This is a genomic window from Streptomyces pilosus (genome assembly GCF_014649835.1).
Lineage (GTDB): Bacteria > Actinomycetota > Actinomycetes > Streptomycetales > Streptomycetaceae > Streptomyces > Streptomyces pilosus.
This window is the reverse complement of record NZ_BMTU01000011.1, coordinates 48,231-71,453: the sequence shown is the minus strand read 5'-3', so window position 1 is coordinate 71,453 and position 23,223 is coordinate 48,231. Positions and strand designations below refer to the sequence as shown.

The 23,223-nt window shown below is 73.0% G+C and carries 21 protein-coding genes and 1 riboswitch; of the genes, 15 read left to right on the top strand and 6 right to left on the bottom strand.

Annotation, left to right across the window (positions count from 1 at the left end; genetic code table 11):
* The first annotated feature begins 139 nt into the window (after positions 1-139).
* Positions 140-1,261, top strand: coding sequence for a glycoside hydrolase family 6 protein (locus IE118_RS24545; RefSeq protein WP_189560369.1), 1,122 nt, complete (start codon positions 140-142; stop codon positions 1,259-1,261).
* On the opposite strand, the gene IE118_RS24540 is transcribed toward IE118_RS24545, so the two are convergent.
* Positions 1,243-2,646, bottom strand: a complete 1,404-nt coding sequence (locus IE118_RS24540) for a uracil-xanthine permease family protein (protein WP_189560205.1) — start codon at positions 2,644-2,646, stop codon at positions 1,243-1,245. The two genes, IE118_RS24545 and IE118_RS24540, sit on opposite strands and share 19 nt — an antisense overlap.
* Before the next feature lie 186 nt (positions 2,647-2,832).
* Here IE118_RS24540 and IE118_RS24535 point away from each other — a divergent pair, with 186 nt between their 5' ends.
* Positions 2,833-3,291 carry an acyl-CoA thioesterase gene (locus IE118_RS24535; RefSeq protein ID WP_189560204.1) on the top strand — a complete coding sequence of 153 codons (459 nt, stop codon included), beginning with the start codon at positions 2,833-2,835 and terminating at the stop codon, positions 3,289-3,291.
* Here IE118_RS24535 and IE118_RS24530 read toward each other — a convergent pair.
* Positions 3,251-4,456 (bottom strand): MFS transporter, encoded by a 1,206-nt coding sequence (locus IE118_RS24530; RefSeq protein ID WP_189560203.1) that lies wholly within the window; start codon positions 4,454-4,456, stop codon positions 3,251-3,253. The genes IE118_RS24535 and IE118_RS24530 overlap by 41 nt on opposite strands.
* A gap of 175 nt (positions 4,457-4,631) precedes the next feature.
* On the opposite strand from IE118_RS24530, the gene IE118_RS24525 reads away from it, so the two are divergent.
* Positions 4,632-5,810 (top strand): ROK family transcriptional regulator, encoded by a 1,179-nt coding sequence (locus IE118_RS24525; RefSeq protein ID WP_189560202.1) that lies wholly within the window; start codon positions 4,632-4,634, stop codon positions 5,808-5,810.
* 123 nt (positions 5,811-5,933) lie between these two features.
* Here the strand turns inward: IE118_RS24525 and IE118_RS24520 are convergent, their stop codons facing one another.
* Together IE118_RS24520 and IE118_RS24515 are read right to left on the bottom strand one after the other, a co-directional pair.
* A complete protein-coding gene (locus IE118_RS24520; protein ID WP_189560201.1) occupies positions 5,934-6,686 on the bottom strand; it encodes an SDR family oxidoreductase in 753 nt (250 codons plus the stop codon).
* 215 nt (positions 6,687-6,901) lie between these two features.
* Complete coding sequence (locus tag IE118_RS24515) at positions 6,902-9,235, bottom strand: chitinase C-terminal domain-containing protein (RefSeq protein WP_189560200.1); 2,334 nt, start codon at positions 9,233-9,235, stop codon at positions 6,902-6,904.
* Positions 9,236-9,458: 223 nt separating this feature from the next.
* Positions 9,459-9,589, top strand: a riboswitch (FMN riboswitch).
* 143 nt (positions 9,590-9,732) lie between these two features.
* On the opposite strand from IE118_RS24515, the gene IE118_RS24510 reads away from it, so the two are divergent.
* The 9 genes from IE118_RS24510 (at position 9,733) to IE118_RS24470 (ending at position 17,257) form a co-directional block, all read left to right on the top strand.
* Entirely contained in the window at positions 9,733-10,347 is a 615-nt protein-coding gene (locus tag IE118_RS24510) for a riboflavin synthase (RefSeq protein ID WP_189560199.1), read from the top strand.
* The gene (locus IE118_RS24505; RefSeq protein ID WP_189560198.1) at positions 10,344-10,985 is read left to right on the top strand and encodes a nicotinamide mononucleotide transporter family protein; all 642 of its coding nucleotides are present in this window, start codon (positions 10,344-10,346) and stop codon (positions 10,983-10,985) included. Before IE118_RS24510 ends, IE118_RS24505 begins: the two co-directional genes overlap by 4 nt.
* Complete coding sequence (locus IE118_RS24500) at positions 10,982-12,352, top strand: bifunctional 3,4-dihydroxy-2-butanone-4-phosphate synthase/GTP cyclohydrolase II (RefSeq protein ID WP_189560197.1); 1,371 nt, start codon at positions 10,982-10,984, stop codon at positions 12,350-12,352. Before IE118_RS24505 ends, IE118_RS24500 begins: the two co-directional genes overlap by 4 nt.
* A 20-nt stretch (positions 12,353-12,372) precedes the next feature.
* On the top strand, positions 12,373-12,858 hold the full coding sequence (ribH, locus tag IE118_RS24495) for a 6,7-dimethyl-8-ribityllumazine synthase (RefSeq protein ID WP_189560196.1): 486 nt from the start codon (positions 12,373-12,375) through the stop codon (positions 12,856-12,858).
* A 34-nt stretch (positions 12,859-12,892) separates the two neighbouring features.
* Positions 12,893-13,165: a phosphoribosyl-ATP diphosphatase gene (locus IE118_RS24490; protein ID WP_004990764.1), complete on the top strand. Its 273-nt coding sequence runs from the start codon at positions 12,893-12,895 to the stop codon at positions 13,163-13,165.
* Positions 13,166-13,210: 45 nt separating this feature from the next.
* Positions 13,211-14,074 carry an ATP phosphoribosyltransferase gene (gene hisG / locus IE118_RS24485; protein ID WP_189560195.1) on the top strand — a complete coding sequence of 288 codons (864 nt, stop codon included), beginning with the start codon at positions 13,211-13,213 and terminating at the stop codon, positions 14,072-14,074.
* 19 nt (positions 14,075-14,093) lie between these two features.
* On the top strand, positions 14,094-14,561 hold the full coding sequence (locus IE118_RS24480) for a PH domain-containing protein (RefSeq protein WP_189560194.1): 468 nt from the start codon (positions 14,094-14,096) through the stop codon (positions 14,559-14,561).
* Between the two features lie 291 nt (positions 14,562-14,852).
* The gene (locus IE118_RS24475; protein WP_189560368.1) at positions 14,853-16,184 is read left to right on the top strand and encodes a hemolysin family protein; all 1,332 of its coding nucleotides are present in this window, start codon (positions 14,853-14,855) and stop codon (positions 16,182-16,184) included.
* Positions 16,181-17,257 (top strand): hemolysin family protein, encoded by a 1,077-nt coding sequence (locus IE118_RS24470; RefSeq protein ID WP_189560193.1) that lies wholly within the window; start codon positions 16,181-16,183, stop codon positions 17,255-17,257. The genes IE118_RS24475 and IE118_RS24470 overlap by 4 nt, the downstream gene beginning before the upstream one ends.
* 70 nt (positions 17,258-17,327) lie before the next feature.
* Here the strand turns inward: IE118_RS24470 and IE118_RS24465 are convergent, their stop codons facing one another.
* Both IE118_RS24465 and IE118_RS24460 read right to left on the bottom strand, forming a co-directional pair.
* Positions 17,328-19,190: an AAA family ATPase gene (locus IE118_RS24465; RefSeq protein WP_189560192.1), complete on the bottom strand. Its 1,863-nt coding sequence runs from the start codon at positions 19,188-19,190 to the stop codon at positions 17,328-17,330.
* A 442-nt stretch (positions 19,191-19,632) separates the two neighbouring features.
* On the bottom strand, positions 19,633-20,241 hold the full coding sequence (locus IE118_RS24460; protein WP_189560367.1) for a uridine kinase family protein: 609 nt from the start codon (positions 20,239-20,241) through the stop codon (positions 19,633-19,635).
* A gap of 240 nt (positions 20,242-20,481) precedes the next feature.
* Between IE118_RS24460 and IE118_RS24455 the strand changes: the two genes are divergently transcribed.
* The 3 genes from IE118_RS24455 (at position 20,482) to IE118_RS24445 (ending at position 22,877) form a co-directional block, all read left to right on the top strand.
* A complete protein-coding gene (locus tag IE118_RS24455; RefSeq protein ID WP_189560191.1) occupies positions 20,482-21,855 on the top strand; it encodes a C39 family peptidase in 1,374 nt (457 codons plus the stop codon).
* A 140-nt stretch (positions 21,856-21,995) separates the two neighbouring features.
* Complete coding sequence (locus tag IE118_RS24450) at positions 21,996-22,136, top strand: SCO1431 family membrane protein (protein ID WP_189560190.1); 141 nt, start codon at positions 21,996-21,998, stop codon at positions 22,134-22,136.
* A gap of 84 nt (positions 22,137-22,220) precedes the next feature.
* Positions 22,221-22,877 (top strand): TetR/AcrR family transcriptional regulator, encoded by a 657-nt coding sequence (locus IE118_RS24445; RefSeq protein ID WP_189560189.1) that lies wholly within the window; start codon positions 22,221-22,223, stop codon positions 22,875-22,877.
* Positions 22,878-23,223 lie beyond the last annotated feature (346 nt).

Below are 23,223 nucleotides of genomic sequence, written 5' to 3'. Positions count from 1 at the left end.
TGGCGGCGGGCCCGACGCTTCCCCGGAACGGGGGAACGCGCCCGCCGTGGGGGAGGGGAACAGTACTGTGTCAGGCTCGCGTGCCCAGCGCCTGTCCGCACGGAGAACCGAGCGCCGGCGTGCCGCCCGGCGCGGCACGATGGTCGCGGCCGCCTCCGTCGTGGTGGCGGTCGGCACCGCCACCGGGATGATCTCGGCGGTCGGTGACGGACGTGGTGCGGACGAGGCCCGGCCCGAGGTGTCCTCCTCCCCGCGCCTGGAACCGCTGCCCGCGCTGTCGCCGTCGCCCTCCCCTTCCGCGTCGGTGTCCCCTTCGCCCACGGCCCGCCCGGCGAAGAAGGCGAGCCCGAAGCCGTCGGCGTCCCGGACCACGAAGAAGCGGCAGACCGCGCCCGTGTCCACCCGTCTGTACCGGCACCCCGAGAGCCGTGTGCTCGACTGGGTGCGGGCCAACCCCGGCGACCCGCGCCGCGCGGTCATCGAGTCCCGGATAGCCGACCAGCCCGCGGCCGTGTGGTTCGCCGACTACTCCCCGGACTCGATCACCTCCCGGGTCCGCGCGGTGGCCTCCGGCGGCGCCGGGCAGGGCCGGACGCCGGTCCTGGTGCCGTACACGATCCCCGACCGCGACTGCGGCGGGCACTCCCAGGGCGGAGCTCCCGACCTGGACGCCTACGACGCCTGGATCGAGCGCTTCGCCGCCGGGCTCGGCAGCGGCGAGGTCATCGTGATCCTGGAACCCGACTCGGTCGCCCAGGCCGAGTGCCTCTCCGCCGGGCAGCGGGCCGACCGCTTCGCCTCGCTGGCCCGCGCCGGACGGGTGCTCAAGGAGGCCAACCCCCGGGCCCGCGTCTACTTCGACGCCGGACACTCCGGGTGGAACGCGCCCGCCAAGCAGGCCGGCTGGCTGCGGCAGGCCGGGGCCGCCTCGGCCGCCTCATCGGACGGCATCTTCAGCAACGTCTCCAACTTCCACAGCACGGCCGCCGAGGTCTCCTACGACCGGGCCGTGCTCGACGCCCTCGGCGGGCCGTCGAGCCTCGGCGCCGTCATCGACACCAGCCGCAACGGCAACGGCGCCCCGGCGGACGGCGCGTGGTGCGATCCGGCCGGCCGCAAACTGGGCCGCGCCCCGACACTCGCCACCGGCGAGGCCGGGATCCACGGCTACCTGTGGGTGAAGCTCCCCGGCGAGTCCGACGGCTGCAAGGGAGCGCCGGGCACCTTCACCCCGTCGTACGCCTACGACTTGGCGCGCTGATCGCCGTCGGCGTCACCGGTGTCGTAGGAGGACGTGCCCTCGTCGAGCAGCGGCCCCTGCGTCTTCAGGTGGGCCGGCGCGAAGGCACGCAGCGCGTGGTAGCCGGTGATGACCACCAGGGTGCCGAGCGCGATGCCGCTCAGCGAGAACGTGTCGGTGATCTCCATCGAGACGTTGCCGACGCCGATGATGATGCCCGCCGCGGCCGGTACCAGGTTCAGCGGATTGCGCAGGTCCACCTTGGCGTTGATCCAGATCTGGGCGCCGAGCAGGCCGATCATGCCGTACAGGATGACGGTGATGCCGCCGAGCACGCCGCCCGGGATGGCCGCCACGACGGCGCCGAACTTCGGGCAGAGACCGAACAGCAGGGCGAAACCGGCGGCGGCCCAGTACGCGGCGGTGGAGTACACGCGGGTCGCGGCCATCACGCCGATGTTCTCGGAGTAGGTGGTGTTGGGCGGGCCGCCGACGGCCGTGGACAGCATGGAACCGACACCGTCGGCGGAGATGGCCGTGCCGAGCTTGTCGTCGAGGTTGTCGCCGGTCATCTCACCGACCGCCTTGACGTGCCCGGCGTTCTCCGCGATCAGCGCGATGACCACCGGCAGGGCCACCAGGACCGCCGACACCTCGAAGGACGGCCCGTGCAGGGTCGGCAGGCCGATCCAGTCCGCCCGGCCCACCCCGGACAGGTCCAGGCGCCAGTGATCGGTGACCTGGCCGCCGGCGTCCGCCGAGTGGATCTTCCCGAAGACCCGGTCGAGGGCCCAGGACAGGACGTAGCCGAAGACCAGGCCGAGGAAGATCGCGATCCGGGACCAGAAACCGCGCAGGCAGACCACGGCCAGACCGGTGAACAGCATCACGAGCAGGGCGGTCCACTGGTCCTGCGGCCAATAGGTGGCGGCGGTCACCGGCGCCAGGTTGAAGCCGATCAGCATCACCACCGCGCCGGTCACGATCGGCGGCATCGCCGCGTGGATGATCCGCGCCCCGAAGCGCCGCACCGCGAGACCCGACAGGAACAGCGCGGCGCCGACCACGAACACCGCGCCCGTGACGGTGGCGCTCGAGCCGCCGTCGGCCCGGATGACCGCGGCGACACCGACGAAGGAGAGCGAGCAGCCCAGGTAGCTGGGCACCCGGCCGCGCGTCGCCAGCAGGAAGACGATCGTCGCGACGCCCGACATCATGATGGCCAGGTTGGGGTCGAGACCCATCAGCACCGGGGCGACGAAGGACGCGCCGAACATCGCCACCACGTGCTGGGCGCCCAGGCCCGCGGTGCGGGGCCAGGAGAGCCGTTCGTCGGGGCGGACCACCGCGCCGGGCGCCGGGGTGCGTCCGTCGCCGTGCAGTGTCCAGCGGACGCCGAGTTTCATGGGGTGTCGCTTTCGTCGTCAGGCCAGCGTGTCCGGACCATTGTGCGGGCTGATCAGAAGTGCTTCGTACAGGTGGCCGGGCCCTTCGGGTCTCTCTCGGCGCCCGCTGAGCGTCTGCTTAGGATGAGGGCGCGCCGTCGTCCGATGCAGGCGGCACTCGTCCCGCACGTCCCAGGAGCCCCACCCGTGACCGCCGAAGCCCCGCTCGCCCCCGCCCTGCCGTACGGCCGGCTGACCACCGTGACCGTCCACTTCGACGACCTCGACGCGCTGGGGCTGCTGCACAACGCCCGCTATCCGCTGCTGGTGGAACGGGCCTGGACCGAGCTGTGGCACGACAACGGCGTCCGCTTCGAGGGCGACTGGAACGCGGCCGGCGACGCCTGCAACGCGGTCAGGGAACTGCGCGTCACCTACGACGCCCCCGTGACCCGGCCCGGCACCTACGGCGTCCACCTCTGGCTGGACCGGCTCGGCACCACCGGACTCACCTACGGCTTCCGCTTCTGCTCCGCCGACGGGGCGGTGACCTACGCCCGGGGCAGCCGGGTGCTGGTGCGGCTGGACGCCACGACGCTGCGCCCGGCGCCCTGGAGCGAGGCGTTCAGGGACGCGGCTCGGGAACTGCTGCGTCCGGACGCGTGACCTTCCTGCGGTCGCCCGCGCGCAGGACGCCCGCGAGCCCCGCGATGCCGCAGGAGAGCACCGTCACCAGGACGAACGACACCAGCAGGCTGGTCGCCTGGGCCAGCAGGCCGATGGCGCTGGGGGCGACCAGTCCCGAGGTGTAGGTGATGGTCGCGACGCCCGCGATGGCGAGGCTCGGGTTGGCGCCGCTGCGGCCGGCGGCGGCGAAGCACAGCGGCACCACGACCGCGATGCCGAGCCCCATCAGCGCGAAACCGGCCATGGCCGTCGCGGGATGCTCGGAGAGGACGATCAGCAGCCCGCCGAGCACGGCGATCACACCGCTCGCACGGACCGTGCGCACGGCGCCGAAACGGTCGACCACGTGGTCACCGGCGATCCGGGCGATCGCCATGGTGAGCGTGAAACCGGTGGTGCAGGCCGCCGCGAGGCCCGCCGACGTCTCCAGCTGGTCGCGCAGATAGACGGCCGACCAGTCCAGGCTCGCGCCCTCCGCGAACACGGCGCAGAAGCCGATCGCGCCGATCAGCAGCGCGGAGCGGGGCGGCAGCGCGAACCGCGGGGGCGGCTCCTCGTCCTCGGTGGGCTGGAGGTCGAGCACCCAGGCGCAGGCGGCGACACCGGCCACCGTCAGCACCGCCGCCGCGAGGGCGTGGTGCAGCCGGGCGTCCGTGCCGAGGTGGGCGGCGAGCGTGCCGGCCGACGAACCGATCAGGGCGCCGGCGCTCCACATGCCGTGCAGCCCGGACATGATCGACTTGTTGAGACGGTTCTCCACCTCCACGCCCAGCGCGTTCATCGCCACGTCCGACATGCCCGCCGTGGCGCCGTAGACGAACAGGGCCAGACAGAGGGTGAGCAGGTTCGGGGCGACGGACGGCAGGACCAGGGCGAGCGTCCACAGCGCGATCAGTCCGCGCAGCGCGTTGCGGGCGCCGAAGCGGTGGCTGATGCTCCCCGCGAGGGGCATGGCGAGGGACGCGCCGAGCGCGGGGAAGGCGAGCGCCAGGCCCAGCTGCCCGGCGCTCACGCCGGCGTGGTCCTGGATCCAGGGGACGCGGGTGGCGAACGAGCCGGTGACCGCGCCGTGCACGGCGAACACGGCCCCCACCGCGTACCGTGCCCGTCTCACCTGCTGTGGTGCGTACACCCCAGTACTCATCGCGCCGCCCCTCCCAGTCGGTCCGTTCCCGCAAGCGCTGGCGTAAACTATCAGGAACCCTGCCTGAAAGATAAGGGGTTTCCGCGTCGGCCCCCGTGCCTCCCCCGTCCCCCGCGCCTCCCGCCGCCGGCGGTCCTCGCGCCGACCGGCCCCGCCGATCTGGAAGGATCCCGGCATGGCCGCATCCCCGAGCACCGCCCGAGCCATCAACGACCGGCTCGCCCTGCGCCTGCTCCAGCAGCAGGGACCGCTGACCGCGGGGCAGTTGAAGGAGCTGACCGGCCTGTCCCGGCCCACCGTCGCCGACCTCGTCGAGCGTCTCGGCGCGGCCGGACTCATCGCGGTGACCGGGGAGGCGAAGGAACAGCGTCGCGGTCCGAACGCCAAGCTGTACGGCATCGTCGCGGGCCGGGCGCACCTGGCCGCGCTGGACGTCCGCACCGAGGGCGTCGCCGTGGTCGTGTCCGACCTGGTCGGCGGGGTCCTGGCCGAGGCGGCTCTGCCCATCACCGGCGACACGGGCACCGGGCCGGCGGTGGAGCAGGCGGTCGAACTGGTCGAGCGGACGGCGAAGGAGGCGGGCGCCGACCGGCTGCACACCGTCGGGATCGGGGCCCCCGGGCTGATCGACCCGGCGAGCGGCGAACTGCGCGACTCCACCGGCCTGCCCGCATGGCACCGCCGCCTGGTCGCCGCACTGCAGGAACGGCTCCCCGAGGCGCGTGTCAGCGTGGAGAACGAGACCAACCTCGCCGCGCTCGCCGAGCAGCGCCACGGCGCGGCCCGCGACCGGGACACCTTCGTCCTGCTCTGGCTGGGTCACGGCACCGGCGCGGCGGTGATCCTCGACGGCACCCTGCGCCGGGGCGCCTCCGGCGGCACGGGCGAGATCGGCTTCCTCCCGGTGCCCGGCACCCGCGGCCTGCCCTCGGCCACCGACTGCGAGGGCGGCTTCCACTCCCTGGTGGGCGCGGCGGCGGTCGCGGAGCTGGCGGGGGAGTACGGCATCGGGGCGGAGCCGGGAGCCGCCCGCGGAGCGGAGGGCGCGGTGCGGGCCGCCCTCACCGACCCCGCCGGCGCCCCCTTCCTCGACGCCCTCGCCGACCGGATCGCGGTGGGTGCCGCGTCGGTGGTCGCCCTGCTGGACCCCGGCTGCGTGGTCCTGGGCGGGGAGGTCGGGCAGGCGGGCGGCGAGCCGCTGGCGTCCCGGGTACGGGACCGGCTGGCCGCGATGTCCCCGCTGCCCGCCGAGGTGCTCCCCAGCACCCTCGGCGGCGGCGCGGTGCTGCGCGGAGCCCTGCTGACCGCCCGCGACCGGGCCCAGGACGAACTCTTCGGCGCCCCGGACCACTGACCGCGTCACCCCACGAGGCGGCGGTCCCCACGTGTGACACCCGCCCCACCGGGCGCGTCCGGGGAGCCCGCTCCCTGACGGGACGGGCGCACCGGCCGTCCACCGTGCCGGGCGGGCGTCACCTCACCGCTGTGCCCCGCCGGACCGGCGGGCGAGGAACTCGTCGAAGGTGGTCCTGCCGACCGCGTGGTCCGGAGCGAGGTGGTGACCGTCGCGGAAGGCCCGGTAGGCCGCACCGCGCAGCGGCACCTTCACCACCGCACGGCGGCGGCCCGTGGCCCGCAGGTAGGCGCGGGCGAGGGAGTCGAACGTCCGGACCTCGGGTCCGCCCAGGTCGTCGACGCGCCCGGCCGGCGCGCCCAGCGCCAGTTCGGCGAGACGGTCCGCCACCTCCGTGACGTCGACCGGCTGGTCCTTCACCCGGGCCGGCAGCGGCATCACCGGAAGCCTCGCCAGGCCCTGGAGCACGGTGAGGACCAGGTCGTGGAACTGGGTGGCGCGCAGCACCGTCCAGCCGGTCCCCGACTCCTCGACCAGCCGCTCCACCGCCAGCTTGGACCGGTAGTAGCCGTACGGCACCCGGTCGACGCCGACGATCGAGATGTAGACGAGGTGTGTGACCCCGGCCCGGCGCGCCGCGGCGATCAGGTTGCGTGCGGCCTTCTCGTCGCCGCCGCGCGGTGACGTCGCACAGTGCACGACCGTGTCCACACCCGTGACGGCGGCGTCCAGCGCGCTCCCGCCCTCCCGCAGGTCGACGGTGTACGGCCGTGCCTTCCGGCTGAGCACCCGCACCTCGTGCCCGTCCGCCCGCAGGCGCTCGCAGACGTGCCGGCCGAGGGTTCCGGTACCGCCGGTCACCAGGATCGTGGTCATGCTGTTCAGCCCCTTCGGACACCGGCGCTCCCCGGCGGAACGCCCGTCGCAGCAGGGACGGACCGGCCACCGCCGGATGTGACATCACCCGGGCCGGCCGACGCCGTCCGCCGTCCAGCTTGGCCGGGTCCCGTGCCGCACGCATCCGCGCATGGTGAGGCCCGGCGGTGGGCAAGGGCCGTCGTCACCACCGCCGGGCCGGTCTCGTACGGGGGTCAGCAGGCTCCCTGGTCCCGCCACACTCCCCATTCGCCGGTGGTTCCGGGCTCCTCGCCCTTCGTCCACCACTGCGCCTTCCACACGCGCCCCGCGTGGGAGACCACGCTGCTCCCGCCGTACGCGGTCGCCGGGTCCCAGGCCGGCTGCGTGCAGGCGCCGCCCTCACCGGGCGGTGTCGTCGGCGGGTCGGTCGGGGTGGTCCCGCCGCCCGGTTCCACGACCGCGGTCCCGCGCGCCAGGTCCCCGGCCAGGGCGTACGTCTTCCCGCCGAAGGTCACCGTCCAGTTCGACGGCGTCGACACCGGCAGGTGGTAGACCATGTCCAGCTCCACCGACGCGCCCGGCGCCAGCGACTGCCAGGCCGGCAGTTTCAGCGACACCCGGTGGTGGTCGCCGTCGAGTCCGCCCACGTTGTCGCCCGTGTGGCCGGAGCTGATCACCGTGGTGCCCCAGCCGGACTGGTCCTTGGCGTTGGCGGGTGCCGAGGTGCCGTAGTCGAAGCGGAACTCGGTGCCGCCGGGCAGCGCCGAGGACGTGCGGTTGGTGATCTTCAGCTTGGGGCTGATCGGGTAGTTGGAGTCGCCGAGCGGGAACTGCCCGAAGTCGACGCCGATGTCCAGCGCCTCGGGCGGCATCTGCGTCGTCGCCCGCGTGGCGCCGTACGGAGCGGCGGCCTTGAACTTCTCGTACATCGCCGTGGTCAGCGTGGAACCGGGCTCGTACTGTCCCGAGGCGGCGTTCCAGTCGTAGTCGCCGGCCAGCTCCCACACCATGGTGCCGCCGATGCCGCGGTCCACGACGTAGTCCGCCTTGGCCTTCACGGACTGCTCGTCCTCGGTGGACAGGAACACCTTCTTCTCGGCGTTCCACAGCCAGGGCGCCACCAGCGTGGAGTCGTACTTGCGGGCGTAGGTGCCGGTCAGCCGCGTGCCGGCCGGGAAGCCGTAGTCGGTGACGTAGTCCCCGACGACGCCTTTCTCCAGGTTCTTGGCGTGCCACATCGGGTTGGAACCGGCCGGGGACTCCTTGCCGCCGGTGTCCAGGTCGTGCCACAGGTTGTCGATGCCGGTGGCGCCGTCACCGCACTTGGTCAGTCCGGAGCCCGCCGGACAGTTCGTCGAGGGCGCCCTGCCCCACAGCCCGTCCGTGCCGCCCGTGACGTTCTTGAACCCGCGTGTGTAGTACGGCAGTCCGATGTTGATCCGGCCGGCCGGCATCGAGCCGCGGAAGTAGTGGTACGCCCAGTCGGTGTTGAGGTACCCGATGCCCCCGTACTGGGAGGTCGTGTAGACGCCGGCGGCGGCCAGTTCGGCGTCCTTGCCGTCGTCGAAGAGCGAGGCGTTCGGGCCGACGTACTCGTTCCAGGCGCCGTGCAGGTCGTACGACATGATGTTGACGTAGTCCAGGTACTTCTGGACCTGGAAGGTCTCCATGCCGCGCAGCAGGTAGCCGGACGAGGGGGCCGCCACCGTCAGCAGGTAGTGCCTGCCGTCGGCCGCGCCCGCGCGGTCCAGCTTTTCGCGCAGCGTCTTCATCAGCGCCGCGTACCCCTTGACCAGGCCGGCGCGGCGGCCGTTGGCGAAGGACCAGTCGAGCGGGTTGCCCGCGTCCTTCATCGTCGTCGGGTACTCGTAGTCGATGTCGACACCGTTGAAGCCGTACGTCCGGATGAAGTCGACCGCCGAGTCGGCGAACGTGTCGATGCCGGCCTGGTTGACCGAGCCGTCGGCGTGGGTGGCCATGGAGTAGAAGCCGCCGGAGTCCACGCGCTGCCCGCTGTCGTCGAAGTAGCCGCCCGTCTCGGCCCAACCGCCCACGGAGATGAGCGTCTTGACGTCCGGGTGCTGCTTCTTGAACTTGGTCAGCTGGTTGAAGTGCCCCTGGTAGGGCAGAGCCGGGTCCATCTCCGCGCCGGGGACGCCCGGCCAGGTCATCCCGGTCGCCGGGTTGGTGGCGCCGGCCGCGCCGACGGAGAGCTTGTTGCCCTTGTCGACGTGCGCGAACGCGTAGTTGATGTGGGTGATCCGGTCCCAGGGGATGTCGGAGGCCAGGTAGGCGGGCTTGCCGTCCTTGCCGTGGCGCCAGCCGGTGAAGTAGCCGATCACCCGGCGCTGGTGGTCGGAGCCCATCTTCTCCCGCCCGGCCGAGTCGTACACCGAGCAGTACGGGACGTCGACGCCCGGCGTCGAGTAGAGGCCGTCGGGACGGCAGGACTCCTGGCCGGCGGCGTGCGAGACGGTGGCGGGCAGGGAGGTGAGCAGCAGACCCGCGACGGCGGCGGCGGAAGCGAGCAGCGCGCATCTCGCTCCGGGGCGTGAGGGGGACGGCACAGTGGGTTCCTCTCCACGGAAGTTGGCTCGGACCCTAAGAGGACTAGACCACAGCGTCAATAGGTATGGACCAATCCCGTGCGCTCTCAAGGTGGCCCGGGCGGCCCGGAGTTGCCCGCCGTGCGACCCTCGGCAGCCCGGACGTCACCGCCTGTGAGCCACTCCACACCCCTCGCCCGTATGGAGGGTGCCCGGTCGTGGCACACTGGCCCTGTACCAGTAGCAGCGCACTCCGGGGTCGGTGAAAGTCCGAACCGGCGGTTACAGTCCGCGACCCGGTCGCCTCCAGCGGCCGGTTGACCAGGTGAAATTCCTGGACCGACGGTTAAAGTCCGGATGGGAGGCAGTGCGCGGCGGGCGGGCATCCATGCGCGCCGTCGTACCGGTTCGCCCGCGCGGCGAGCCCTGTCCGGCGTCGCTCCCGGTGTCCCCGCTCGTGCTCTGTCGTCATCGACAGCCCCGGAGTCCGTGCCCGAAGAGGCAGGAGGACCCGGGAAGTGTTCACCGGAATCGTCGAAGAGCTGGGCGAGATCACCGCCGTCGAGACGCTCGACGACGCCTGTCGCTTCCGGCTGCGCGGCCCCGTCGTCACCGAAGGCGCCCGGCACGGGGACTCCATCGCCGTCAACGGCGTCTGCCTGACGGTGGTCGAGCACCAGGGCGACGAGTTCACCGCGGACGTCATGGCCGAGACCCTGAAGCGCTCCAGCCTCGGCGCGCTCGCCGTCGGCTCCCGCGTCAACCTCGAACGGCCCACGGCCGTCGGCTCCCGCCTGGGCGGCCACATCGTGCAGGGACACGTCGACGGCACCGGGGAGATCCTCGAGCGCACCCCGTCGGAGCACTGGGAGCTCGTCAGCATCTCGCTCCCGGCCGGCCTCTCCCGCTACGTCGTGGAGAAGGGCTCCATCACCGTCGACGGCATCAGCCTCACCGTCGTCGACGCCGCGGACGACCACTTCACCGTCAGCCTCATCCCCACCACCCTCGCCCTGACCACGCTCGGCATCAAGCAGCCCGGCGACCCGGTCAACCTCGAGGTGGACGTCATCGCCAAGTACGTCGAGCGGATGCTGGGCGACCGCGCCACGGGTGAGGGGGTGGCCCGGTGAACTGGCTCAACTCCGAGGCCTTCACCCTCTTCGACCAGCACATCAAGTGGTCGGACATGATCGGCAACGTGATCGGTCTGGTCGCCCTCGCCCTGGGCTGGCGCCGCTCCCTGTGGACCTGGCCCGCCCAGTTCGTCTCCGGACTCATCCTCTTCGCCGCGTTCGCCACCGCCCACCTCTCCGGCAGCGCGGGCAAGCAGATCGTCGTCATGCTCGTCGCCTCCTGGGGCTTCTGGCAGTGGAACCGCGGCCGGCAGCAGGCACAGGACGGCTCCATCGCCGTCCGCTTCGCGACCTGGCGCGAGCGGGGCGCACTGCTGACCGGGGCCGTACTCGGCACCCTCGCCGTCGGCGGACTGTTCACCCTCTACCCGTCCCTGTCCTGGGACCCCTGGCCGGACGCCTACATCTTCGTCGGCACGATCGTCGCCATGTACGCCCAGGCCCGGGGCATGGTCGAGTTCTGGTTCGCCTGGCTGCTGGTCGACCTGGTCGGCGTCCCGCTGAACTTCGCCAACGGCTTCGCCTTCTCCGGCTTCGTCTACGTCATCTACGGCGCACTGGTCCTGTGGGGCCTGCGCGACTGGTGGCTGCGCTCACGCGACGCGCGGCCCGCCCTGGAAGGAGCGCCGGCATGAGCGCCCGCCCGTCTCCCCCCGCCACCCCGGTCGAGGGTCCCCCGGAGCAGAAGACCCGGGGCGGCCACCGCGGCGCCGCCCCGGCGCTCCCACCGCTCCTCCACGACACCGACGACCTCGACCTCCGGCTCGACCCCGTCGCCCAGGCCGTCGCCGACATCGCGGCCGGCCGGCCCGTCGTGGTCGTCGACGACGAGGACCGCGAGAACGAGGGCGACCTCGTCATCGCCGCCGAGATGGCGACCGAGGAGATCGTCGCCTTCATGATGAGCGAGTGCCGCGGCCTGATCTGCGCACCCATGGAGGGCGAGGAACTGGACCGGCTGCGCCTGCCGCAGATGGTCGACGACAACACGGAGTCGATGAAGACCGCGTTCACCGTCTCCGTCGACGCCTCCGCCGCCCACGGCGTGACCACCGGCATCTCCGCCGCCGACCGCGCCGCCACGCTCCGGCTGCTGGCGGGCGGCACCGCCGGACCCGCCGACCTGGTCCGCCCCGGCCACGTCTTTCCGCTGCGCGCCCGCCCCGGCGGTGTGCTCGTGCGCAACGGCCACACCGAGGCCGCCGTCGACCTCGCCCGCCTCGCCGGACTGCGCCCCGCCGGCGCCATCGTCGAGATCGCCGGCGAGGACGGCCGCATGCTGCGGCTGCCCGAGCTCGTCCCGTTCGCCCGCAAGCACGGCCTGACGATCATCTCCATCGAGGACCTGATCGCCTACCGGCGCTCCGCCGAGCCCACCGTCCGCCGCGAGGCCGAGGTCCGGCTGCCCACCTCCCACGGCGTCTTCACCGCGTACGGCTACCGCTCCGTCGTCGACGGCGTGGAACACGTCGCCCTCGTCCACGGCGAGATCGGCGACGGCCGGGACGTCCTGGTCCGGGTCCACTCCGAGTGCCTCACCGGCGACGTCTTCGGCTCGCGCCGCTGCGACTGCGGCCCCCAGCTCGACGCCTCCCTCGGCCGCATCCAGGCCGAGGGCCGCGGTGTCGTCGTCTACCTGCGCGGACACGAGGGCCGCGGCATCGGCCTGATGTCCAAGCTGCGCGCCTACGAACTGCAGGAACGCGGCCGGGACACCCTCGACGCCAACCTCGAACTCGGACTGCCCGCCGACGCCCGCGACTACGGCGCCGGCGCGCAGATCCTCGCCGACCTCGGGGTGCGCGACGTCCGCCTGATGACCAACAACCCCGACAAGTCCGACGCGCTCGCCCGCCACGGCATCGAGGTCGTCCGGCGCGAGCCGATGCCCGTCACCGCGAGCGAGCACAACCTCCGCTACCTGCGCACCAAGCGGGACCGGATGGGCCACGACCTGCCCTGGCTGGACACGCCGACCGTGCCCGCCTGCGGCAACCAGTAAGAGAACCACCGAGGAGAGACGTGAGCGGCAAGGGTGCACCGGAGCTGTCCGTACGCAATGTGGGTGACCTGCGGGTCGCCGTCGTCGCGGCACAGTGGCACGAGAAGGTGATGGACGGACTGGTCGACGGCGCCCTGCGCGCCCTGCACGACCTCGGCATCGACGAACCGACCCTGCTCCGGGTGCCCGGCAGCTGGGAACTCCCCGTCGTCGCCAAGGTGCTGGCCGGCCGCGGCTACGACGCCGTGGTCGCCCTCGGCGTCGTGATCCGGGGCGGCACGCCCCACTTCGACTACGTGTGCCAGGGTGTCACCCAGGGCCTCACCCAGGTCTCGGTCGACACCGGCGTGCCCGTCGGCTTCGGCGTGCTCACCTGCGACACCGAGGAGCAGGCCCTGGACCGCGCCGGACTGGAGGGTTCCAGCGAGGACAAGGGCCACGAGGCGGTCACCGCGGCCGTGGCGACCGCGGCCTGCCTGCGCTCGGTATCCGAACCCTGGCGGTGAGCAGTCCCCGTCAGCGCGTAGGGTAAGGACCACCATGTCCAAGAAGACGTTCGAGGAGCTCTTCACCGAGCTCCAGCACAAGGCAGCCCACGGCGACCCCGCCACCTCCCGCACCGCCGAGCTGGTCGACAAGGGCGTCCATGCCATCGGCAAGAAGGTCGTCGAGGAGGCCGCCGAAGTCTGGATGGCCGCCGAGTACGAGGGCAAGGAAGCGGCGGCGGAGGAGATCTCCCAGCTGCTCTACCACGTCCAGGTGATGATGGTCGCCCGCGGCATCTCCCTCGACGACGTCTACGCCCACCTGTGAACCCGCGCCCGCGACACACCCCTGCACACGAAGGAAGCCGACCTCATGCTGCGCATCGCCGTCCCCAACAAGGGTTCCCTGTCAGGCCCCGCGGGGGAGATGCTGCATGAGGCCGGCTACCAGCAGCGCCGCGAGTCCAAGGAACTGCGGATCGTCGACCCGACGAACGAGGTCGAGTTCTTCTACCTCCGCCCGCGCGACATCGCCATCTACGTCTCCTCCGGCAAGCTCGACATCGGCATCACCGGCCGTGACCTGCTCGTCGACTCCGGCGCCGACGCCGAGGAGATCCTTCCGCTCGGCTTCGCCCGTTCCACCTTCCGCTTCGCCGCCAAGCCCGGCACGGCGACCGGCCTGACCGACCTCGCCGGCCGGACGGTCGCCACCTCCTACGAGGGGATCGTCGCGGGGCACCTCGCCGACCACGGCGTCGACGCCTCCGTCGTCCACCTCGACGGAGCCGTCGAGACCGCCATCGAACTCGGCGTCGCCGAGGTCATCGCCGACGTCGTGGAGACCGGCACCTCGCTGCGCAACGCGGGCCTCGAGGTCTTCGGCGAGCCGATCATGAAGTCCGAGGCCGTCGTCGTCCGCCGCACCGGCGCCTCCGCCGACGCCGACGAGACCGTCGAGACCAAGGTGCAGCAGTTCCTGCGCCGCCTCCAGGGCGTCCTCGTCGCCCGCACGTACGTGATGATGGACTACGACTGCCGCGTCGAGCAGCTGGAGAAGGCCGTCGCGCTCACGCCGGGCCTGGAGTCGCCGACCGTCTCCCCGCTGCACAACGAGGGCTGGGTCGCCGTCCGCGCCATGGTCCCCGCCAAGGACGCACAGCGGATCATGGACGACCTCTACGACATCGGCGCCCGCGCCATCCTCACCACGGCCATCCACGCCTGCCGCCTCTGACCGGCCACGGAGCACCCCCATGTCGGAACCCAACCCGGGCGCGCCCGCCCTGCCCGTCACCTTCCGCCCCGCCCGCACCCGGGCGGTGCTGCACACCGCAGGCGCCGCGCTGTTCCTGGTCGTCTCCCTCATCGGCCTGCTGCTGAAGCAGCTCGGCCCGGGGGAGCGGATCAGCTTCGTGTTCACGGCCGCACTGCTGGCCGGCGTGCTGTTCCTGCTGGCCCGGCCGAAGGTCGTCGCGGACGAGGACGGCGTCACCGTCGTCAACATCATGAGCCGGCGCCGCCTGGAGTGGGCGCAGATCCTTCGGGTGAACCTCCGCCCGGGTGATCCCTGGGTCTTCCTCGACCTCAGCGACGGCACCAGCATGCCCGTCCTGGGCATCCAGCCCGGCATCGCCAAGGCGCGCGCCGTCGCCGACGCACGCGCCCTGCGGGCCCTCGCCGAGGACCGCTCCGCGGCCGGGCCCGGACCGGCCCGGGGCTGACTCCCCGTCGCCTCCGCGCGCCGCACCCCGTGAGGGGGGGGACGGTCCGGGGAAGCGCGGCGGCCGTCCGCCTGCCGCGGTCGCCCGTGTCGTGATTAATCTGGTGGGCGAAGGCGCGACGACCGCGCCTTCGCCCCTGCCGCCCCGCCCGGTGGCCCAGGGGCTCCTGCTGACCGAGGAGTGACCTTCTCCGGCGATGGACGGATCGTCCTGTAGTACCTGCGCCGCCCCCTGCCGACCCGGCGCGGACCCGTGTCACCGGGTTCGCGCGCGTGCGGAGGCGGCGGCATGATGACCACCCCCCTGATGCTCCTCGCGGCCGCCTTCCTGCTGATCCTGGCCAACGGGTTCTTCGTGGCCGCCGAGTTCGGCCTCGTCACCGTCGAGCGACCGGACGCCGAACGGGCCGCCGCGGCCGGTGACCGGCGCGCCCGCCGGGTCGTCGAGTCGCTGAGGGAACTGTCCTTCCAGCTCTCCGGCACCCAGCTCGGCATCACCCTCACCTCCCTCGTCGTCGGCATGCTGGCCCAGCCGGCGCTCGCCGCACTGCTGCGCGGCCCGTTCACCGGCATCGGGATACCCCGGGCCGCGGTCCCCGGAGTGGCCGTCGTCGTCGGCATGCTGCTGGCCTCGGCGGTGCAGATGGTGATCGGTGAACTCGTGCCCAAGAACTGGGCGGTCTCCCGTCCGCTGCAGGTGGCCCGCTTCGTCGCCGGCCCGCAGCACGCGTTCGCCCGTCTGTTCCGCCCGGTCATCGCCGGGCTGAACGCCGTCGCCAACCGTCTGGTACGCGCCCTGGGCTTCGAGCCGGCCGAGGAGCTCGCCTCCGCCCGCACCCCCGGCGAACTCGTCTCCCTGGCCCGCCACTCCGCGCGGGCCGGCGCCCTGGAGCAGGACACGGCGGACCTCTTCGTCCGCACCCTGTCCCTGGGGGAGCTGACCGCGCAGCACGTCATGACCCCGCGCGTGAAGGTCAGCGCCCTGCACGCGTCGGCGACCGCCGAGGACGTGGTCAACCTGACCCGGGCCACCGGCCTGTCCCGCTTCCCCGTCTACCGGGACCGCATCGACGAGATCGTCGGCATGGTCCACCTCAAGGACGCCCTCGCAGTGCCCGCGCGGGAGCGGCTGCGCACCCCCGCGGGCCGCATCGCCCGCCCGGCCCTGCTGGTCCCCGAGACCCTGCCGGTACGGCCGCTGCTCACCCGGCTGCGCAGCGAGCAGCCCATCGCGGTCGTCGTCGACGAGTACGGCGGCACGGCCGGGGTCGTCACCCTGGAGGACATCGTCGAGGAGATCGTCGGCGAGGTGCGCGACGAGCACGACGGACAGGACGTCCCCGAACTCGCCGCCGCCCCGCCGGAGGACGGGAACCCGGCCTGGGACGTCGACGGCGCCGTCCGGGTCGACGCGCTGCGGCGCATCGGGCTGGACGTGCCCGAGGGCCCCTACGAGACGGTGGCGGGACTGGTCGCCGACCTGCTCGGCCGCATCCCGGCCGTCGGCGACCGCGCCGAACTGACCGGCTGGCGGCTGTCGGTGCGCAGGGTGGACCACTACCGCGCCGAGCGCGTACGCCTGGTCAGAACGGCCCCGCTGCCCCTGACGGAGGCCGCCGGATGAGCGTGCTGCAGCTCCTCTTCGCCGCCCTGCTCGTGCTCGCCAACGGCTTCTTCGTCGGCGCCGAGTTCGCATTGGTCTCGGTCCGCCGCAGCCAGATCGAGCCGCTCGGCACCGCCCGCGCCCGCCAGGTGCTGTACGGACTGGAGCACCTGCCGCAGATGATGGCGGCGGCCCAGTTCGGCATCACCGTCTGCTCACTGACCCTGGGCGCGGTCGCCGAACCGACACTGGCCCATCTGCTGGAGCCCGTCTTCGCCTGGATGCACGTGCCCCACGGCCTGATCCACCCGCTCGGCTACGTCATCGCGCTGGCCGTCGTGGTCTTCCTCCACCTCGTCATCGGCGAGATGGTCCCGAAGAACCTCGCGATGGCGGCCCCGGAGACGGCCGCGCTGTGGCTGAGCCCCGGGCTGGTCTGGTTCGCCCGGCTGTGCCGGCCGGTCACCGTCGCGCTCGGCGCCTGCGCCCGGGCCGTTCTGCGGCTGTTCGGCGTCGAGCCGAAGGACGAGGTCGAGGCCGTTTTCACCAGCGAGCAGCTCAACCGGCTGGTGGAGGACGCCGGCCAGGCGGGTCTCCTCGACCCCGAGGAGGCCGAGCACCTGGAGGACGCCCTGGAACTGGGCTCCCGCCCGGTGACGGACGTCCTGATCGAGGGCACGTCGCTGATCACGGTCACCCCCGCGGTCACCCCGGCGCGGATCGTGGAGCTCACCGCCCGCACCGGGTACTCCCGCTTCCCGGTGGCCGGGGACGGCGGCGCCTTCCTGGGCTACCTCCACGTCAAGGACGTGCTCGACCTGGAGGACTCCGGCCGTCCCGTCCCGCGGCAGCTCTGGCGCCGGATGACGACCCTGCGCCCCGAACTGCCCCTGGACGACGCCCTCACGGTGATGCGCCGGGCCGCGACGCACCTTGCCCAGGTCGCCGGTGCCGACGGCCGGGTCCTGGGTCTGGTGGCCCTGGAGGACGTCCTGGAACTCCTGGTCGGCGAGGTGAGGGACCCCGCCCACCGCGGGGTGACGCTCACGCCGCAGAGAGCCGGCGGGACCCCGGAGGAGGCACTGGCGACCTAGCCGCAGGGACCGCCGCCCCCCACCGCGGAGCGGGGCGGGCCCGGACACCGCCGCCGGCCCCACCGGGACCTCACAGCCCGGGTGGGGCCGACGGCCCCCGCCCGGACAGCACCTCCCCGTACGCCTGCATGAGGTCAGGCAGCCGCAGCGTCGCCAGGTCCTCCCGGGTCAGAGCGCCCGGGTACACCGACAACCGCAGGTCCCGGTACGCACAGCTCTTCTCGTACAGCGTCCGCAGGAACCGCCCGTTGCCCAGCTCGTCGATCCATCCCTGGTCCACCACGTGTCCGGCGATCGACCGCAGCTCGTCCAGCGCCTCCTCGTCCCACCCGTCCCCGTTCTCCCCGGCCAGCACCTCGCCGATGGCGGTGAGTTCCAGCGGCCGGTACGAGGGGAAGTCCACCCGGGTGGTGAACCGTGACGACAACCCGGGGTTCGCCGCCAGCAGCCGGTCCATCCCCTCCGGATACCCGGCGAGGATCACCACCAGGTGGTCACGGTTGTCCTCCGCCCGCTTCAGCAGCACCTGCAGGGCCTCGTCCCCGTAGGCGTCGCCCTTGCCGTAACCGGAGTTGGACAGCGCGTACGCCTCGTCCACGAACAGCACCCCGCCGAGCGCGGAGTCGATCAGTTCGTTGGCCTTCACGGCCGTCTGCCCGAGGTACTCGCCGACCAGGTCGGCCCGCTGCGCCTCCACGAGGTGGTCACCGCCGAGCAGCCCGAGCGCGTAGAACACCCGGCCCAGGATCCTGGCCACCGTGGTCTTCCCCGTCCCGGACGGACCGGAGAAGACGAAGTGCCGTTTCGGCGGCTGCACCGGCAGCCCCTGGACGGACCGCAGCCGCGCCATGTTCAGCTGTGCCGACAACGCCTTGACCTGCCGCTTCACCGGCTCCAGCCCCACCATGCGCTCCAGCTCGGCAAGCGCCTCCTCCAGTAACGCCGGATCGGTGGGACCCGTCGGCAGCGACGGGGCGGTGCCGACCGCCCGTACCCGAGCCCCCGGCCGGGAGATCGGCGACAGCGGGGCCACGGGCGGTTCGGGGGCGGGCAGCCGGAGATCACGCCCCTCGGGGCCGAAGAGGGGATCGAGCGTGTCCGGGCCGTCGACCACGTCACCGGCGCCCGCGAGGGTGATCGCGGCGAGGTCGGCGGCGGCATCGTCGTAGCCGTCGCCCTCGGCGATCGCGGCGAGCCGGGCGGAGGTGTCCATGAAGGCCGGGTCGACCCGGTGCACCGCCCGGTACAGGGGGAGCGCCGCGGCGCTGCGGCCCGTTCCCTCGTGGGCGCGGGCCAGCCAGTAGCGCAGCTCCTTGCGCTGCGGCTGTTCGCTGCGGCACCGCATCAGGGCCGCCGACAGCAGCGGTTCGGCCTGCCCGTACATCTCCAGCCGTACCCGGGCCATGCCGCCGAACAGACCCGCCTCGATGCCCAGCACCGGGTCCTCGACCAGCGAGTCCGTGTACCGGACCAACTGCTCCCAGTCCTTGACCAGATAGGCGCGGCAGGCGTGCAGGAAACGGACCTGGGAATCGGTGTCCACGGGGGGCAGTCCGGCCAGTGCCCGGTCCAGCTCGGGGACGTGGCGGCCGTCCAGCCAGTGGGAGGCGTGGGCCAGCAGCAGGTCGCGGGGGCTCTCCAGCACCGGCTGCACCCACCAGCCGAGCCAGTACCAGGAGTTCAGGGTGCGTCGGTGCCGGGCGCGCTGTTCGCCGAAGCGCTCGCGGTGCCGGTACATCCGCAGCAGCGCGGCCGTCGTGTCGATGCGCAGCGCGTGCAGTCCGAGCCAGCCGTCGGCCATCCCCGGGTCGATCCGCACCGCGGTGCGGAACTCCTCCTCCGCCTGCGGATAGGCGCCCATGGTGTAGGCGTCCACGCCTCGCAGCCAGGCGAGGTCGGCCGGGGCCTGCGCGCCCTGCGTGCCGAAGTCCATCACGTCCCCCACAAACCGTGCCCCCGTCGGTGTGCCGGCCGGCCCTCGCCCGTCGGCTCCCTGTGGTCGAACCGCTCTGCCGCGGACCGGAGTTGCAAGGTGCGCGCAGCTTCGTGCCCGGGTCGCACCGAGGGCATCGTACCTGCGGCGGCGTCACGTCCGTAGGGTGCCGTGCGGGTGGGGGAGCGGGGTGGTGGAGAGGGCGTACCCGGCCTTTCGATGACCCAGAGTGACCGGCATATGCCGCTGAGCGCTCGGAAGGCGGGTGGAGGGCAGAACGAAGCCCCCGGTCACGGGGGAACAACCGGGGGCTTCGCGTCCGCGGGCGGCTCCGAAGGGCCGCTCATTGAGAACGTAAGACCTGTACGGGCCCCGGGTCAAGCGGAGTTGGGCGACTGCGGCAACCTGTTTCGGGCCGCCCTTCACAGGATCACCACATCGCCTACGGCTGGTCACCGTGCGTGAGCGGAGGGGGTGATTCGGCTGTCCCGGCAGGCCCGGGAACCACCTCGTACCCCTCCCCGCACTGCCGCACCAGGAGATGCGCGAAGGGGCGCGTGGGGTCACCCGCGAAGTGTGCGCGCTCCGCGCGCGTCCAGCCGTCCCAGAATTCCCGCTGCTCCTCCCCGTCCCGTGCCCGGCCCCGCGACCAGGACTCCTCACGGGGCAGAGCCATCCACAGCAGCAGCGCCAGGTACGGGCGCAGCGCCCGGCGGCCCGCACCCACCCCCTCCACGAGGATCACGGGCGCGGGCGGCAGCGGGCGGGGCGGTCCGAAGCGGCGGCTGCGCCAGTCGTAGGGGGAGCAGTGCGCGGTCTCACCGCGGGCGAGCGGCCGGATCACCTGGTCCAGCAGGCGCCCGGTCCAGTCGAACAGCTCGTCGTGGCTGGCGACGTCGTCGAGTCTCAGCACCGGGGCGCCGTCCAGCGCCGCCGCCAGCCGCCCGGCGAACGTGGACTTGCCCGAGCCGGCGTGCCCGTCGACGCCGACGAGGCGGACCGCGCCGCAGGAGGGGGCGAGCCGGCGGACGCGGGAGGCGAGGTCGTGGATGGCTGGTCTCCCGGGGGCTGGGGCGGACGGCTGACGGCAGCACTCTAAGGGCCCGCCGCCCGCGTCCCGTCATTGGTCGAGTCCCATGTTGGTCGGGCCCGGTACGGCCGGGGTGCTGGCAGGATCCGTGCGGCTGCGTTCATAGTTGGCCCACACACGCTCCACCCGGCGGACGGACGCCGTCCGGCCTGCCGTGCACCGGTCCCGTACCCGACTCCGACACCTGGGGGTCCTCCACCCATGAGCAGAGCCGAACTGCCCTCCCGCAGAGCCCTCCTCGCCGCGGCGGTCGTCGCCACCGTGGCCGGGAGCGCGGTCCCGGCGGCCGCCGGCACCCGGACCGCGGGCGCCGCCGGCGCGGCGGACGCCCGGCGGGACGCCGCCCGCACCGTCGACAACCGGGCCTGGACGTCGTACACCGACTGGCGCGGCGGCACCGCCGACGGGACGCGCGCCGTCGCCGGTGCCCGTCCCGGCCTGGTGATCGCGAGGGCCGCGGGCACCACGGACTACACCGACCCGCACACGGGCCGCACGTCCGCCTGGGAGTACGCGCGGTGGACCTCGCCCGTCCACCGCCTCGAGGTGCCGGCCACCGAGGTCGTCCCCTCCTGGAACGCGCACACCCCCGAGGGCACCTGGCTGCAGGTCGAACTGAAGGGCCGCTACTCCGACGGCACGGACACCCCCTGGTACGTCATGGGCCGCTGGGCGGCCGGGGACCAGGACATCCGGCGCACCTCGGTGGACGACCAGGGCGACGGCAGGAGCAGCGTCTGGACGGACACCTTCGCCATCGACGACGCCGCCTCGGGCCTGCGCCTCGTCTCCTACCGGCTGCGCCTCACCCTCCACCGCCGCCCCGGCACGCGCCTCACCCCGACCGTGTGGCGGGCCGGCGCGATGGGCTCCGACGTCCCCGACCGGTTCACGGTCCCCGCCTCGACGCCCCGCTTCGCCGGTGAACTGGCCGTCCCGCGCTACTCGCAGGAGATCCACAAGGGCCAGTACCCCGAGTACGACAACGGCGGGGAGGCCTGGTGCAGCCCGACCTCCTCGCAGATGATCATCGAGTACTGGGGCGGCCGGCTCACCGAGGAACAGCTGTCCTGGGTCGACCCCTCCTACGCCGACCCCCAGGTCTGCCACGCCGCGCGTCACACCTACGACCACCAGTACGCGGGCTGCGGCAACTGGCCGTTCAACGCCGCCTACGCGGCCACCTTCGACGGCCTGCAGGGCGTGGTCACCCGGCTGACCTCCCTCACCGACCTGGAGCAGCTGATCGCCGCGGGCATCCCGGCCATCACCTCCCAGTCGTTCCTGGAGAAGGAGCTGACCGGAGCGGGGTACGGCACCGCCGGGCACCTGATGACCGTGATCGGCTTCACCGCCGACGGCGATGTGATCGCCAACGATCCCGCCTCCGACGACAACGAGGCGGTGCGCCGCGTCTACCGGCGGCGCGAGTGGGAGAACATCTGGCTGCGGACCAAGCGGTACAACGCCTCCGGCAAGGTGGCCTCCGGCACCGGAGGGGTCTGCTACCTGTACTTCCCGGCCCGTCCGACCCCGCGGCAGCGCAAGGCGCTCGCGGCGGTGGGGGTGCGCTAGCCGGTCCGGCGGGCGGGCCCCGGGACGCCCGGGGCCCGCCCGCCGTGTGACCGACCTCTCGGCCGCACCGGCCGTTCGCGATGGCACAGTGGACGGCACCACAGGGGGAGTCCACGCACCACCGAGACCAGCGAGCAGCCATGACCGCGAACGCAGCCACCGTCACCCGCGCCCGCACCGGGGGTCCGCGGGAGGACGGACCGAAGATCCTCGAGCACGCCATGGGCTGGACCCTCGTCGTGGTCCTCGCGATGCTGGTGACCCGGCTGGGACTGCTGTAGTCCCGTGCCCTCGGCCGCCGGGCCCGGCGGCCGACCTGCCATACTGCGGGATTGTCCCGCCGCCCGCAGGAGACCTGGGTCGAATTGAACGTCAGCAAGCAGCCCGCCGCGCGCCCCGTGGCGCGCGGTACCCAGCGCTCTTCGGCCCGCAAGGCCGAGCTCATCGCCATCGGGCGGAGCCTGTTCGCCGACAGGTCGTACGACGCCCTGTCGATGGACGACATCGCGCGCCAGGCGCAGGTCGCCAAGGGGCTGATCTACTACTACTTCCACTCCAAGCGGGGCTACTACCTGGCGATCATCGAGGACTCGGTGGCCGGGCTGGTCACCTACGCGGCCAGCGGAGCCGAACTGCCGCCGGTGGAGCGGGTGCAGCGCACCATCGACAGTTATCTGCGGTACGCCGAGCACAACCAGGCCGCGTACCGCGCGATCGTCAGCGGCGGCGTCGGCTTCGACGCCGAGGTGCACGCCGTCCGGGACGGGGTGCGGGAAGCCATCGTCGCGACCATCGCCGAGGGTGCCTACGGCCGCACCGACGTCGCCCCGGTGGCCCGGATGGCGCTGCTGGCCTGGGTGTGCAGCGTGGAGGGCGCCGCGCTCGCCTGGATCGACCGCGGTGAACTGCCCCGCGAGACGATGTGCGCACTGCTGGTGAAGACGCTCGGCGGGACCATGCGCGCCATCGAGGAACTGGACCCCGCCCACCCGGCCCCCGCGCCCGCCCGCCGCGACGCCTGAAGCCGGCCCCGCCGCCCGGCGGGCGCGTGGACCCCCGCCCGCAGGACCGCACCCCTCGACGTCCCGAACCGCCGGCCCGGACGCGGGGCCGCCGCCGGCCCGGACGCGGGGCCGCGCGGTCGTCGGCCCCCGTGCGGCGAAGCGTGGCGCGGTTATCCTGGAAGTAAGCGGTCGTTAACTGGTGACTCGCCTCCGCCGATCGGGCATACTCACAGCGCACAGCCGCTGGTCAGCAGCTTCCGAGACCCGGGAGTGCGAGCATCGGCCAGGCACCGAATCGACCCCGGCGGAGCCGCCCCCACCCAAGGCGCACGCCGTTGTGCCCGAACAGGGAGGAGAGCGTCGC